The sequence below is a fragment of the Roseovarius litoreus genome, assembly GCF_900142765.1.
GTDB classification, from domain to species: domain Bacteria; phylum Pseudomonadota; class Alphaproteobacteria; order Rhodobacterales; family Rhodobacteraceae; genus Roseovarius; species Roseovarius litoreus.
In genome coordinates this window covers 308,799-322,147 of sequence record NZ_FRCB01000002.1, presented here as the reverse complement: position 1 = coordinate 322,147, position 13,349 = coordinate 308,799, and the positions used below count along the sequence as shown (strand labels likewise).

The window sequence follows — 13,349 nt, the reverse complement described above, 5'->3', positions numbered from 1 at the left end:
GTCAATATCCCCTCTGTTTCACAAGCGCATCGCACAGCGCAGGTCATCACGCAATATCGCGCGGTTCATTTCGGCAAACGCCCAAGCATCTAGCGGACCCCCTCGCGCCGGATGCACTGCGCATAATAGGCCCAAAGAATACGCGCCGCGACCGACCTCCAGGGGCGCCACGCTTCGGACATGGCGCGCAGCGCGCGTTCATTGGGCCGTTCCGGCAAGTCGTAAAGAAGCCTCGCGCCCTCCTGCAAAGCCAGATCACCTGGCGCGAACACGTCTGCCCGCCCGAGACTGAACATCGCATAGATTTCCGCAGTCCAGACCCCGATGCCAGGCACTTCGGTCAGGGTCTCGATAACCTGCTCTGTCGGCGCATCGCGCAAGGCGCGGTAATCGATCCGCGCCTCGGCCAGTGCGCGCGCATAACGGATTTTCTGCCGGCTCAGGCCGGCGGCGTGCAGATCATCATCGCTGGCCCACAGGATCTTGCGCGGCCCGGTCAGCTTTGCGCCCTTCATCCGCGACCAGATCGCATCGGCTGCCGCGACACTGACCTGCTGACTGACGATCGCATTGAGCAGCTGTTCGAACCCGTCCTGTCGCCGCCGCAGCGGCAGCGGCGCGGTCAGATCATGGGCATGGGCCATGCGCGGACAGGCCGCGCGCAAATGAGCCGCACCTTCTTCGACATCGTCGAGCGTTTCGATGATGCGCCCGGTCACAGCCTTGCCACCCAGTCCAGCGCCTGACAGGCGGTTTCGACCCTGAACGCATCGGGTTGTCGCGGTCGGTTGAGCATGATCACAGGGATAGCAAGCTGACGCGCGGCATGCAATTTCGTGCGCGGCACCTCGCCACCGGCGTTCTTGACGATGAGCCAGTCGACGGCGAGCCGCGAAAAGGTGTTGATTTCATCCGCAACCGAAAAGGGCGGCCGCCCGATCAGGAATTCGCCATTGGGAAAGGGAAACGGCGCTTCGGGCGGGTCGATCTGGCGGCAGATCAGGCGGCAGGACGAAAGATTGGCGAAGCGCGCAAGCGTTTGGCGTCCGGTAGCAAGAAACACCGTAGAGCCCGGCGCGACATGATCGGCGGCCTGTTCCTCGTGATCCAGCATGGTCCAGTCATCGCCTGTCTCAGGCTCCCAGGCGGGGCGCAGCACCTGACAATAAGGCAGCCCCAGCTCATGACATATCCGGGCACTGCGCGCGCTGATCCGATGCGCGAAAGGATGCGTGGCGTCCAGCACCGCGCTGATGCCCGCATCGGTCAGATAGGCCCGAAAGCCCTCGGCGCCGCCAAATCCGCCGATCCGCGTGGGCAATCCGGTGGGTTTGGGTGCCCGTGTCGCCCCGGCCAGAGATGCGATGGCGGCCCTGCCCTCGGCGGCCAGTTCGCGCGCGATCACCTGCGCCTCGCCGGTGCCGGCCAGCAAGAGCAGCGTCATGCGCCGGCCCTCGCGATGATCCGGCCCTCGCGGTCGATCACGACGGTATCCGCGATCACCTCTGCGGGAAGCATTGCGCGCACATTGTCCAAGGCCGCGCGGGCGACCCAATCAGCCATCGGCGCGCCGAAGTTGTCATAGGCTTGCAAGGCGGTGTTCATGAAGGCCAGATCGGGCATCCCGAGCACCTTGGCCAATTGGTCGAAATCCACCTGACTGCGGCCCGAATGCAGATCGCGCGCCCCTTGCGCAAGCTTCGTCATCTTGCCGATGCCACCCCCAATCGTGACACGCGGCACGGGATGTTTGGCCAGATATTTGAGCAACCCGCCGACAAAATCCCCCATGTCCAGCATCGCGGTATCAGGCAGACCATAGAGCGCCTGCACGGTCTTTTCGCTGGTCGCCCCGGTGCATCCCGCCACATGGCCGTGTCCCGCAGCACAGGCCACGTCTATCCCGCGATGGATCGACGCAATCCACGCAGCACAAGAGAACGGCCGCACGATGCCCGTGGTCCCGAGGATCGAAATACCCCCCTTGATGCCAAGCCGCGGGTTCCATGTCTTCTGCGCCAGCGCCTGCCCGCCGGGCACCGAAATCGTGATCTCGATATCGGGGGATTCAGACAGCCGTTCGGCCATGTCTTCAACCGTTTGGGTCATCATCTGTCGCGGCACGGGATTGATCGCAGGCTCGCCCGGCGCGATGGGCAGGCCGGGCATGGTCACGGTGCCCACACCATCGCCCGCGCGGAACAGCACACCGCCGTTCGATGCCGTCACTCGGGCCTTGATGAGCGCGCCATGGGTCACATCCGGGTCGTCGCCCGCATCCTTGATCACCCCCGCCTCGGCCCAGCCATCGCCTTGCCGGGCCTCCACGATCTCGAACTCGGGCGTCTCACCTTGTGGCAGGGTGATACGCACCCTGGCGGGCCGCCCCTCGCCCCACAGCATCATGAGCGCCGCGCGCAGGGCGGCGGTGGCACAGGCGCCCGTGGTCCAGCCACGGCGCAGCTCCTTGGCGGGTTTGCGGCTCATGTCAGGCGGACTATAGGCCTGCCTCCGGACAAGGCCAATTGGCAAATTTCCCATCTTGGCACATGCCGGATGTCGCAGCGCACAGGGCTCCATGTCGTTTGCAACCTTTCGCGCGCGCCCAAGTCAGGGCATACAGAAATCCATGAGCGATTCACTTTCCCTTCCCCAGGCCGACTGGCCCGTCCTGCAGCCCGGTTGGGTCTGGCTGTGCGGTGCCGGCCCCGGCGACCCCGGATTGCTGACCCTGCATGCCGTCAACGCGCTGCGTCAGGCGGATGTGGTGATCTATGACGCGCTGGTGCAGGAGGCGATCCTTGACTGGGCACCGCAGGCCGAGCGGATCTATGCCGGCAAGCGCGGCGGCAAACCCTCGGCCAAGCAGCGTGACATCTCGCTGCGGCTGGTGGATCTGGCGCGCGCAGGCAAGCGGGTGTTGCGGCTCAAGGGGGGCGATCCCTTTGTTTTCGGCCGCGGCGGAGAAGAAGCGCAGACGCTGGTCCAACACGGCGTGCCGATCCGCATCATTCCCGGCATCAGCGCAGGGATCGGCGGGCTGGCCTATGCCGGCATCCCGGTCACGCATCGCGACGTGAACCAGTCGGTCACTTTCGTCACCGGCCATGATCAGTCCGGGCAAACGCCTTCATCGCTGGACTGGGAGGCGATCGCCCGCGGCAGCCAGGTGATCGTGATCTACATGGGCATGAAACATGTGGAGCGCATCGCCGGCGCGCTGATGCAGGCAGGCCGCCCGGGCAATGAGCCCTGCGCGGTCGTCTGTGCCGCCACCACCGGCGATCAGGATGTGCTGGAGACCACGCTGGAACGCATGGCCGCCGATATCGCGGCAAGCCAACTCGAGCCGCCAGCGATCCTTTGTGTGGGCCGGTCGGTGCTGATGCGCCAGGTGCTGGACTGGCAGGCCATGGCCGCAGGGCACGCGCCACGCGATCTTGATCCGCTCGGCCGGGGACGCCCCGCCGAAAGCGCTTGAGGCGGGCGACGCAAGACCGGGGGCCCTGCCCCCGTCGCCGCAAGCGGCGACTCCCCCGGGATATTTTCAGCCAGAAGAAAACAGGCCCGCGATGGCAAGGGGAGTGATCCTGGCAGCGCCCGCTTCGGGCAGCGGCAAGACCACGGTGACACTGGCGCTGCTGCGGCTGCTGGCGCGGCGGCATATGGCAGTGCGCGGGGCCAAATCGGGTCCGGATTACATCGATCCGCGATTTCACGAGGCGGCCTGTGCTGCGCCTTGCGTCAATCTCGATGCCTGGGCGATGACGCCCGAGCGGATCCATGCGCTGGCCGCGGGCGACGGGCTGCTGATCATCGAAGGCGCCATGGGGCTTTTCGACGGCGCCCCCCCGGATGGGCGCGGTGCCGTGGCAGATCTTGCCCGGCACTTGGCCCTGCCGGTGGTGCTGGTGGTCGATGCAGGCCGTATGGCGCAGTCTGTCGCAGCCCTGGTGGCAGGGTTTGCGGGGCATGATCCCGATGTGCATGTAGCGGGCGTGATCCTGAACAACGTAGGCTCGGAGCGGCATGAGCGGATGCTGCGCGCGGCCCTCGGGAGCATGCCGGTTCTGGGCGCCGTGCGGCGCGATCCGGATCTCGCCCTGCCGTCGCGGCATCTGGGACTGGTGCAGGCCGAGGAGCGCGCCGATCTCGAGGCTTTTCTGGAGCGCGCGGCGGATATCGTGGCGGACCGGATCGACATCGACGCGCTTGTCGCACTGGCAGCCCCGATCGCGCCTGCGTCGGAGGCAGCGCGGATCGCGCCGCCCGCGCAAGTCATCGCGGTGGCCCGGGACGAGGCCTTTGCCTTTTGCTATCCGCACATGCTGGAGGATTGGCAGAGCCGGGGCGCCGAGGTGAAGGTCTTTTCGCCGCTGGCCGACGACCCCGTGCCGGAGGCCGGTTTCGTCTTTCTGCCGGGTGGCTATCCCGAGCTGCATGCAGGCCGGATCGCAGGCGCGCAGAGATTCATTCAAAGCCTGAGAAACGCATCACAAACTTCTGATATATATGGAGAATGCGGCGGCTACATGGTTCTGGGGGACGGACTGATCGATGCCGAAGGTACACGGCATGCCATGGCCGGGCTCTTGCGGCTGGAGACCAGTTTCCAACAGCGCCGCCTGCATCTGGGATATCGCCGCCTGATACCGCATGCAGGCCCCTTCGAGGGCCCGCTCATGGCGCATGAGTTTCACTATGCCACCACGCTCAGCGCCAAGGGCGCACCGCTGTTCAGCAGCACGGATGCGGAAGGTCAGGTGCTTGGAGAGACCGGGCTTGTCGAGGGCCGGGTGACCGGATCATTCGCCCATGTGATCGACCAGGGCTGAGAGCCGCACCGCGGCGCTTGCGCGGCTGAACGAATAGGTCTAGCAGAGCGATTATGACCGACGCAGCCCTCCCTCATGACGACAGCCGCGCCAAGCGCAATGTCGCCGTTCTGACCGCAGCTCAGGCCTTTCTGGGCGCGCAAATGGCCATGATCTTCGTGGTCGGCGGATTGGCCGGGCAATCCCTGGCCAGCAATGTCTGCTTTGCCACGCTGCCCATATCGCTTATCGTGCTCGGCTCGATGCTGGCGGCCAATCCACTGTCATGGTTCATGCAGCGCGCAGGCCGCAAGGCGGGGTTCCTGGTCGGGGCGGGCGCAGGCGCGCTAGGCGCGGCGATCGGGGCTTATGGGCTGTATCTGGCGTCTTTCCCCATATTCCTTTTGGGAAGCCTGATCACCGGCGTCTACATGTCGGCACAGGGCTTCTACCGCTTCGCCGCCGCCGATACCGCAAGCGAGGCGTTTCGCCCCAAGGCCATTTCCTATGTCATGGCCGGTGGTCTGGCGAGTGCGATCATCGGCCCGCAACTGGTCAAGGTCACCAGTCAGGCCATGATCATTCCCTTCATGGGAACCTATTTCGCGGTGGTCGTTCTGAACCTCGTGGGCGCACTTTTGTTCGTGATGCTCGACATTCCAAAGCCGCCCGTACCCTCCGAGGATGCACCGCACGGACGCACCCGGTGGGAGTTGATCACCACGCCGCGCATCGCCGTGGCGGTGATCTGCGCGATGGTGTCTTACGCGCTGATGAACCTCGTGATGACGTCCACGCCGCTGGCAGTCGTGGGGTGTGGCTTCACCGAAGGCAATGCGGCCGACATCGTCACGGGTCATGTGCTGGCGATGTTCGCGCCGTCCTTCTTCACTGGCCATCTGATCGTGCGCTTCGGCGTCGAAAAGATCGTGGCGACCGGGCTGGTGATCCTCGCCGCCGCCGGCGCGGTGGCCCTGCAGGGCGTCGAGATCGAGAATTTCTTCATCGCGCTGATCCTGCTCGGGCTTGGCTGGAATTTCGGCTTCATCGGCGCGACCACCATGCTGGCCGGTGCCCATGAAGCGCATGAACGCGGCCGTATGCAGGGCCTGAACGATCTGTTGGTCTTTGGCGGGGTGACCATGGCCTCTCTGGCCTCGGGCGGGCTGATGAACTGCTCGGGCGGCGATGCGCAGACCGGCTGGATGTCAGTCAACCTTGCGATGGTGCCGTTCCTTGCGCTGGCCGGGGGCGCGCTGATCTGGCTTGCGCTGCGCCCCAAGGACACCTGACCCCTACCACAGCCCGCTGAGCGCCCGCCCCATCAGCGCAAGCCGCGCCTGCATCGGCGCCACGTCAAGCCGCCCTTCGGCCACGCGCCCCGGATCCCGCGCCGCCCGCGACAGAACCGGTCCCGCAAGCCAGAGCGGCAGCAGCGCCGGACGCACCGCCTTTGGTACAGCGTGACGCTGCGCGCGTGCCTTCGCCAGCGCCTGCAAGCCCTCATTGGCCAGCGCGCGCACGGCCTCGGGTGTACCCTCGACCAGGGGAATGCGTCCTGCCTTCTCGAGTGCCGGGACCGCCCGCAACCAGTTCGCGATCCCAAGCGCGCGCCCGGCCTGCAGGACGGGTTCCCGGGGAACCGGCCCAAGCGCGCGCGCCGCCGCCAGCATCAGATGGCCCGACGTCGCATCGATATAATCCCGGAAATGGCTCACGTCCTCGAACGGGTCGCGGTAGATGTCCCACCGCCGCATCTGCACCAACCGATCAAGCAGGGTTGCCCCCTCGGCGTCCAGCACATGCGCCAGCGGAGTGACGACCTCATGCCGGCGCACCACGCCGCGATCCCGGATCTCGGCCAGCGCGTCGCGCCACCATTGCAGACGCATTTCCGCGATCATGCTTTCCTGTGTCACCCATGGTGCGCGGCTGACCTCGATATTGAAGGCGTAGATCGCAAAGAGCGCCGGCCGTGCCGGCACCGGGGCTGCCATCGTCGCGGCAAATCGCTCGGGATCGCCCCGTTCCACGGCCTGTGCGCAGGCGACAAGATCATCGTCGAACGTCATGGCACCCCGATCCTACAGGCACTCGTGGTGTTAAGGGCGGATCGCGCGCGGCACATGCTCACTTTGCGAACCCGTCGCGCAACAGCTTCCAGGTGATCGCATCCAGCAGCGCCTCGAAACTGGCATCCACGATATTCGCACTGACCCCCACCGTGGACCAGCGACGCCCCTGCCCGTCCTGACTGTCGATGATGACACGGGTCACGGCCTCGGTCCCGCCTTGGGTGATGCGCACCTTGAAATCCACCAGCCGCATGTCGTCTATGGCGTCCTGATAGCGCCCCAGGTCCTTGGCAAGCGCCTTGGCCAGAGCGTTGACCGGGCCGCGATCATTGCCCTGCTCATCCATCGACTCGCTGACCGACAGCTTCTTTTCGCCGTCCACCTTGACCACCACCACGGCCTCGGACAGCGACACCATCTGATCGTATTTGTTCTTGCGCCGTTCCACCGTCACCTTGTAGCGCTTGACCTCGAAAAAACGTGGCAACTGGCCCAGTTCGCGCCGCGCCAGCAATTCGAAACTGGCCTGCGCACTGTCATAGGTATAGCCGCGCTCCTCCTGCAGCTTGATCTGCTCGAGGATACGCGCCAGCGCCGGATCGCCCTTGTCGACGACAAGCCCCGCCTCCGACAGCCGCCGCCGCAGGTTCGATTGCCCCGCCTGGTTCGACATCGGAATGACGCGGGCATTACCCACATCACCGGGATCGACATGCTCATAGGTGGTCGGATCCTTGAGGATGGCGCTCGCATGCAACCCCGCCTTATGCGCAAAGGCCGAGGCGCCCACATAGGCCGCCTGCTTCATCGGCACCCGATTGAGGATCTCGTCCAGCATCCGGCTGGCCTGCGTGATGCCGGTCAACGCCTCACGGGTGATCCCTGTCTCATAACGGCTGGCATAGGGCTCCTTCAGCAAGAGCGTCGGGATCAGCGCCGTCAGATTGGCATTGCCGCAGCGCTCGCCCAAGCCGTTCAACGTCCCCTGGACCTGCCGCGCCCCCGCCTCGATCGCCGCAAGACTGCCCGCCACGGCGTTTTCCGTATCGTTATGGGTATGAATGCCAAGCCGGTCGCCGGGAATACCCGCCGCGATCACCTCGGCGGTGATGCGGCCGATCTCGGCAGGCAGCGTGCCACCATTCGTGTCGCACAGCACGATCCATCGCGCCCCCGCCTCATGCGCCGCCTTCAGCGCCTCAAGCGCATAATCCCGGTTGGCTGTCCAGCCGTCGAAGAAATGCTCCGCATCGAACAGCGCCTCGCGCCCCTCGGCCACCACATGCGCAATCGAGGCCTGGATATTCTCGGTATTTTCGTTCAGCGAAATGCCAAGCGCGGTCGTCACGTGAAAATCATGCGTCTTGCCCACCAGACAGACAGCACCGGTCCCGGCATTGAGCACCGCCGCCAGCACCTCGTCATTCTGAGCCGAGCGCCCCGCCCGCTTGGTCATCCCGAACGCCGTCATCATGGCGCGGGTCTGCGGCGCCTCGTCGAAAAAGGCGCTGTCGGTGGGATTGGCCCCCGGCCAGCCGCCCTCGATGTAATCCACGCCAAGCGCATCCAGCCGCCGCGCGATCTGCACCTTTTCATGCATCGAGAAGGACACGCCCTGCGTCTGCTGCCCGTCGCGCAGCGTGGTGTCGTAAATATAAAGACGCTCCCGGCTCATGCCGCCGCTCCTGTTTTCTTCTGGCCGAAAATATCCCGGGGAGTGTGAGGGGCTGGCCCCTCACGCCGCCTTTCGCCCCGGGTGCGCCCGCTGGCCCGCATCAGTCCAATCCCTCAAGCCGGGCCGCATCGAACCCGGCACCGGGCACCAGCTCAACACCGTCCTTGCTCATCCGCACCTCGACCCCTGCGGCGACAAGCGCCGCCTTGAGCCGGTCCACCTCTGAAAAATCCTTGCTCTGCATCGCCGCCGCCCGGGCCTGCACCAATCGGGTTTCCAGCGCCGACAGATCCGCTACCGGCCGCGCCGCCCAGTCCGGAACACCGTCGGCCATCAAGCCCAGAAACCGCAGCGTTGCGCGCAGTGTCGGAAAATCATCGGCTTGCGACAGTTGATGCAACTCCGCGATTGCCTTGGGCGTGTTCAGATCTTCGCTCAGCGCATCGACAACCGCCACATATGGCTCGGCATTGCCCTCCCCCTGCTCGGCCTGCCGGTACCACTTGCGCAACGTGGCTTGCGCCTCGCGGGCCTTTTCGGCGGTCCAGTCCATCGGCTTGCGGTAATGCGTGCTCAGAAAGACGAAGCGGATCACCTCGCCCGGCACGCCCTCTTTCAGCAGATCATGCACGGTAAAGAAATTCCCCAAGCTCTTGGACATCTTCTTGCCCTCGACCTGCAGCATCTCGTTATGCATCCAGATCCGTGCAAAACCGCTTCCCGGATGGGCGCAGCAGCTTTGCGCGATTTCATTCTCGTGATGCGGAAACATCAGATCGTTGCCGCCGCCATGGATGTCAAAGCTTTCGCCAAGCAACTCATGGCTCATCGCCGAACACTCGATATGCCAGCCCGGACGTCCCCGCCCCCACGGACTGTCCCAGCCGGGCAGATCCGCACTCGACGGTTTCCACAACACAAAATCCATAGGGTTGCGCTTGTAGGGCGCCACCTCCACGCGAGACCCTGCGATCATGTCGTCCACAGACCGGCTCGACAAGCGGCCATAATCGGCATAGCTGTCGACGGCGAAAAGCACATGCCCTTCGGCCTCATAAGCATGGCCCTTTGCGATCAGATCCTCGATCATCGCGATCATCTGCGGGATATATTGCGTGGCGCGCGGCATCGCATCGGGCTCGAGCGCGCCAAGCGCGCCCATGTCGTCCAGAAACCACTGGGTGGTCTGCGCGGTGATCCGGGCGATTTCGGCATTCACATCGCCGCCCTTGCCCACGTTCTCGATGGCGCGCGCGTTGATCTTGTCATCCACATCGGTGAAGTTGCGCACATAGGTCACGTGATCCGGGCCATACACATGGCGCAGCAACCTGTAGAGCATGTCGAACACGATCACGGGCCGCGCATTGCCCAGATGGGCGCGGTCATAGACGGTGGGACCGCAGACATACATCCGCACATTATCCGGGTTCAACGGCTCCAGCACCTGCTTGGCGCGGGCCTTGGTGTTGTAGAGTCTGATCGTCATCGTGAATTCCTCGCGCGCGCTCCCGCGGCGGGCTTATCAACTTAACGTCCTGTAGGGAATAGATGACGGCCCGCCCGAGATATCTCAGGTGGTAATGCAGCAGATGGTGGTGCAACGGATCGTCATGAACCCGGACGCTACGCGCCCTCGCGCGGATTGGCAAGGGGGCGTCGGCGGGGGGGGTGACCTGCTTGACAGCCCGGTCTCCCATGGGCCAACTGCGCGGGCAATCACCTCAGTTTCAAAATCTCGGGAGGGCGCCGCATGAAGCTCGCGCGCAGGATCACCGGTTTGACCGGCGGCGGATCGGACGGATGGGATGTCTATTACCGCGCCAAGGACATGCTGGCGGCAGGTCATGACATCACCCAACTGACCATCGGCGAGCATGATATCGGCACCGACCGCGCGATCCTCGATGCGATGCACGAGGCCACGCTGGCCGGCCATACCGGTTATTCGATGTTCAACGGCAATCTCAACCTGCGCGAGCGTGTGGCGGCCCGCGTCACCGCGCGCACCGGCCTTGCGACGACACCCGACAACGTGCTGATCGTGCCCGGCGGTCAGGCGGGGCTTTTCGCTGCGCATCACGCCGCCTGCGACGAAGGCGACCGCGCCCTGTTCATCGATCCTTATTACGCCACCTATCCCGGCACGATCCGTGGCGTGGGGGCACGCCCCGTGGCCATCCCTGCCCGGCCCGACCGCATGTTCCAACCCGATCCCACCGATATCGCGGCCCAGGCCGACGGTGCCTCCAGCCTTCTGATCAACAGCCCCAACAACCCCACCGGCGTGATCTACACACCTGACACCCTGAAGGCGATCGCACAGCTCTGCCGGGATCACGACATGTGGCTCATTTCAGACGAGGTCTATGACACGCTGGTCTGGGAAGGGGCGCATCTCAGCCCCCGCACCCTGCCCGGCATGGCCGAACGCACGCTGGTGATCGGATCGCTGTCGAAATCCCACGCCATGACCGGAAGCCGCATCGGCTGGGTCATCGGCCCGCCCGAGGCGATTGCCCATATGGGCAACCTTGCCACCCATACCACCTATGGCGTGGCGGGATTCGTGCAGGAAGCCGCCTGTTTCGCGCTCGACCAGGGCGCTGCTTTCGAGGCCGCGATCGCCGCACCTTTCCGCAGGCGCCGCGATCTGGTGCTCGGCATGATCGAGGCCCAGGACGTGGTGCGCGCCATCCCTGCGGATGGGGCGATGTTCGTCATGCTGGATATCCGCGCCACCGGCCTCTCCGGCGAGGCCTTCGCCGACCATCTGCTCGACACCCACCATGTCGCGGTGATGCCCGGCGAAAGCTTTGGCTCGGCGGCTGGCGGACATGTGCGCGTGGCGCTGACCGTGGACGATGAAAGACTGGCCAGGGCGCTGGCACATCTGCTCGATCTGGCCAGCGATCTGGCGCGTGATCCGGCCCGCTCGCCCACAGACTGACCCGGACCTTGTCCCGTTTGCGACACGGGTCGCGAACGGGACAGATTCTTGCGATAGAATCGGCTTCTCTTTCCCCGTTCAGGGAGGAGGGCCCGGCCATGTCGCCGAGCTGCAAGATAGAACTGGTGATCCGCACGATCGGCGCGGCCCGTGGTCGGGCTGCACGTGGCAGGCCAGGCGCGATCTGAAAGATCCCGCCGCCTGACACTGTCTCATTACGCGCCCAACAGGACCATCCAGCCATGAACGATATGACCTCCCGCCGTTCCGGTGGCCGCGCCGCCCGCCGCGCCAGCCGTTCCGCCCCGCTTGTCGACCATCTCCGCCCGATCCGCCCCGGTCTCGAAGGTGGGCTTTACAAACCCCTCAGCCCCGAGGCGATGGACCGCATCCATCACGCAGCGCTCGATGCGCTCGAACAGATCGGCCTTGCCGACGCGCCCCCCAGTGGCATCGCCTGGATGACCGGCGCCGGCGCCAGCCTTGGCGAGGATGGCAGGCTGCGCTTTCCCCGTGCCTTGGTCGAGGATACGCTGGCCCGCGCCAATCGCGACATCACCCTTTACGGCCGTGAGCCGCGCCATGACATGCAGCTTTCAGGCAACCGGGTGCATTACGGCACCGCAGGCGCCGCCGTGCATCTCGTCGACCCCGAAGCGCGCCATTACCGCGACAGCACCGTGCAGGATCTGCACGACGCCGCCCGGATCGCCGACCAGATGGACAATATCCACTTCGTCCAGCGCCCGATGGTGGCCCGCGATGTGATCGACAATCGCGAAATGGACCTCAACACGATCTATGCCTGCTGCGCGGGCACCACGAAACACGTGGGAACCTCCTTCACCGACCCGGCCTTCGTGGCCGATGCCTTCGAGATGCTGCATCTCATCGCAGGCGGCGAAAAAGCCTGGCGCGAGCGGCCCTTCGTGAGCAATTCCAATTGCTTCGTTGTCCCGCCCATGAAATTCGCCACCGAATCCTGTCAGGTGATGGAAGCCTGCATCGCGGGCGGCATGCCGATCCTGCTGCTCTCGGCGGGACAAGCCGGCGCCACGGCGCCCGCCTCCATCGCCGGCGCCATCGTGCAGGCCGTGGCGGAATGCCTGGCCGGTCTGGTCTATGTGAACGCCGTCAAGCCGGGACATCCCGCGATCTTCGGCACATGGCCTTTCGTGTCGGACCTGCGCACCGGTGCGATGTCCGGCGGATCGGGCGAACAGGCGCTGCTCAGCGCCGGCTGCGCGCAGATGCATGGCTATTACGGGCTGCCGGGGGGCGCGGCAGCAGGCATCGCCGATGCCAAACTGCCCGACATGCAGGCCGGCTGGGAGCAGATGTGCTCGAACGTGATGGCCGGATTGTCCGGCCTCAACATGGTCTACGAGGCGGCAGGCATGCACGCCTCGCTTCTGGGCTTCTGCCACGAGTCGCTGATCCTCGGGAATGACATGATCGGACAGGCCCTGCGCTGCGTGCGCGGCATCGAGGTCGACGAGGACAGCCTCAGCCTCGAGGTGATCCGCGCCACCTGCATCGGCGGCCCGGGGCATTACCTCGGCAGCGACCAAACGCTGATGCGGATGCAGCGCGACTATGTCTATCCGGATCTGGCCGATCGCAGCTCTCCCAAGGAATGGGTCGAGATGGGCCAGCCGGACCTTCTGGAAAAGGCGACGGCGCGCAAGAATGCGATCCTTGCCGACAGGGCCGCCGCCCGCTTCGATCCGATCCGCGATGCCGAAATCCGCAAACGTTTCGCCATCCACCTGCCAGCCTGACCACGACAGGCCCCGTCACGACAGGCCCGGTCCCGAGAGGCAGCCCGCAAAAAC

Annotated in this window: 11 protein-coding genes; 5 read left to right on the top strand and 6 right to left on the bottom strand. The window is 65.2% G+C overall.

All coding sequences use genetic code 11. The features are described from left to right. Positions 1-89: 89 nt before the first annotated feature. The 3 genes from F3H35_RS05775 to F3H35_RS05765 are packed head-to-tail and all read right to left on the bottom strand — an operon-like array spanning position 90 to position 2,487. Positions 90-719: a DNA-3-methyladenine glycosylase family protein gene (locus F3H35_RS05775; RefSeq protein WP_149778655.1), complete on the bottom strand. Its 630-nt coding sequence runs from the start codon at positions 717-719 to the stop codon at positions 90-92. Beyond that, positions 716-1,444, bottom strand: a complete 729-nt coding sequence (locus tag F3H35_RS05770; RefSeq protein ID WP_149778654.1) for a cobalt-precorrin-6A reductase — start codon at positions 1,442-1,444, stop codon at positions 716-718. The genes F3H35_RS05775 and F3H35_RS05770 overlap by 4 nt, the downstream gene beginning before the upstream one ends. Beyond that, positions 1,441-2,487 carry a cobalt-precorrin-5B (C(1))-methyltransferase gene (locus F3H35_RS05765; protein ID WP_149778653.1) on the bottom strand — a complete coding sequence of 349 codons (1,047 nt, stop codon included), beginning with the start codon at positions 2,485-2,487 and terminating at the stop codon, positions 1,441-1,443. The genes F3H35_RS05770 and F3H35_RS05765 overlap by 4 nt, the downstream gene beginning before the upstream one ends. Positions 2,488-2,629: 142 nt before the next feature. Between F3H35_RS05765 and cobA the strand changes: the two genes are divergently transcribed. The 3 genes from cobA to F3H35_RS05750 all read left to right on the top strand — a co-directional run bounded on the left by cobA (position 2,630) and on the right by F3H35_RS05750 (position 6,106). Continuing rightward, positions 2,630-3,481, top strand: a complete 852-nt coding sequence (gene cobA / locus F3H35_RS05760; protein WP_149778652.1) for a uroporphyrinogen-III C-methyltransferase — start codon at positions 2,630-2,632, stop codon at positions 3,479-3,481. A gap of 91 nt (positions 3,482-3,572) precedes the next feature. Then, a complete protein-coding gene (locus F3H35_RS05755; protein ID WP_149778651.1) occupies positions 3,573-4,835 on the top strand; it encodes a cobyrinate a,c-diamide synthase in 1,263 nt (420 codons plus the stop codon). A 53-nt stretch (positions 4,836-4,888) separates the two neighbouring features. After that, entirely contained in the window at positions 4,889-6,106 is a 1,218-nt protein-coding gene (locus tag F3H35_RS05750) for an MFS transporter (RefSeq protein ID WP_149778650.1), read from the top strand. Between the two features lie 3 nt (positions 6,107-6,109). Here F3H35_RS05750 and F3H35_RS05745 read toward each other — a convergent pair whose 3' ends face one another. From F3H35_RS05745 to cysS, 3 genes are all read right to left on the bottom strand, one after another. Next, positions 6,110-6,886 (bottom strand): phytoene/squalene synthase family protein, encoded by a 777-nt coding sequence (locus tag F3H35_RS05745; protein ID WP_149778649.1) that lies wholly within the window; start codon positions 6,884-6,886, stop codon positions 6,110-6,112. Positions 6,887-6,944: 58 nt separating this feature from the next. Next, positions 6,945-8,564 carry a citramalate synthase gene (gene cimA, locus F3H35_RS05740; RefSeq protein WP_149778648.1) on the bottom strand — a complete coding sequence of 540 codons (1,620 nt, stop codon included), beginning with the start codon at positions 8,562-8,564 and terminating at the stop codon, positions 6,945-6,947. A 100-nt stretch (positions 8,565-8,664) separates the two neighbouring features. Then, on the bottom strand, positions 8,665-10,053 hold the full coding sequence (cysS, locus tag F3H35_RS05735) for a cysteine--tRNA ligase (protein WP_149778647.1): 1,389 nt from the start codon (positions 10,051-10,053) through the stop codon (positions 8,665-8,667). Positions 10,054-10,317: 264 nt separating this feature from the next. On the opposite strand from cysS, the gene F3H35_RS05730 reads away from it, so the two are divergent. Next, a complete protein-coding gene (locus F3H35_RS05730; protein WP_149778646.1) occupies positions 10,318-11,514 on the top strand; it encodes a pyridoxal phosphate-dependent aminotransferase in 1,197 nt (398 codons plus the stop codon). A gap of 242 nt (positions 11,515-11,756) precedes the next feature. After that, positions 11,757-13,295: a trimethylamine methyltransferase family protein gene (locus F3H35_RS05725; RefSeq protein ID WP_149778645.1), complete on the top strand. Its 1,539-nt coding sequence runs from the start codon at positions 11,757-11,759 to the stop codon at positions 13,293-13,295. Positions 13,296-13,349: the final 54 nt, after the last annotated feature.

Excerpts from the sequence above, each read along its gene's own strand:
- F3H35_RS05770 (WP_149778654.1), bottom strand. The coding sequence starts at position 1,444 with ATGACGCTGCTCTTGCTGGCCGGCACCGGCGAGGCGCAGGTGATCGCG.
- F3H35_RS05765 (WP_149778653.1), bottom strand. The coding sequence starts at position 2,487 with ATGAGCCGCAAACCCGCCAAGGAGCTGCGCCGTGGCTGGACCACGGGC.
- cobA (WP_149778652.1), top strand. The coding sequence starts at position 2,630 with ATGAGCGATTCACTTTCCCTTCCCCAGGCCGACTGGCCCGTCCTGCAG.
- F3H35_RS05755 (WP_149778651.1), top strand. The coding sequence starts at position 3,573 with ATGGCAAGGGGAGTGATCCTGGCAGCGCCCGCTTCGGGCAGCGGCAAG.
- F3H35_RS05750 (WP_149778650.1), top strand. The coding sequence starts at position 4,889 with ATGACCGACGCAGCCCTCCCTCATGACGACAGCCGCGCCAAGCGCAAT.
- F3H35_RS05745 (WP_149778649.1), bottom strand. The coding sequence starts at position 6,886 with ATGACGTTCGACGATGATCTTGTCGCCTGCGCACAGGCCGTGGAACGG.
- cimA (WP_149778648.1), bottom strand. The coding sequence starts at position 8,564 with ATGAGCCGGGAGCGTCTTTATATTTACGACACCACGCTGCGCGACGGG.
- cysS (WP_149778647.1), bottom strand. The coding sequence starts at position 10,053 with ATGACGATCAGACTCTACAACACCAAGGCCCGCGCCAAGCAGGTGCTG.
- F3H35_RS05730 (WP_149778646.1), top strand. The coding sequence starts at position 10,318 with ATGAAGCTCGCGCGCAGGATCACCGGTTTGACCGGCGGCGGATCGGAC.
- F3H35_RS05725 (WP_149778645.1), top strand. The coding sequence starts at position 11,757 with ATGAACGATATGACCTCCCGCCGTTCCGGTGGCCGCGCCGCCCGCCGC.